Raw genomic sequence first — 350 nt, forward strand, 5'->3', positions numbered from 1 at the left:
CGCCAGCACCCCCCCAAACCCAACGAACAAAAATCCCCCCAAAAAACCCACCAACCCCACAAAAAAAAACAAAACCACACCCACCCCCATAAAACCAAAAAGGCGCACCAACCCCACCACCCCAAAAACCCCCCCACCCCCCCCACCCCCACCACCACAAAAAAAAAAAACAACAAAACAACCCCACCCACAAACAAACCCCCAACACCAAACCCCACACCCAAACACCCCACAAACCCCCCCACCCCCCCCCCCCCCCCCACCCCCACACACCCCACCCACAACCACCACCAAAGCACCAACCACAAAAACAAAAAACCACCACGACACCACCACACCACACCCAACAC

The 350-nt window shown here is 56.6% G+C and carries 1 pseudogene; it reads right to left on the minus strand.

Features of this window, described 5'->3' with window-relative positions:
- A pseudogene (locus tag PUR71_RS40845) lies at positions 1-350 on the minus strand (hypothetical protein); the annotation flags it as partial.

This window comes from Streptomyces sp. SP17BM10 (assembly GCF_036322405.1).
Taxonomy (GTDB): domain Bacteria; phylum Actinomycetota; class Actinomycetes; order Streptomycetales; family Streptomycetaceae; genus Kitasatospora.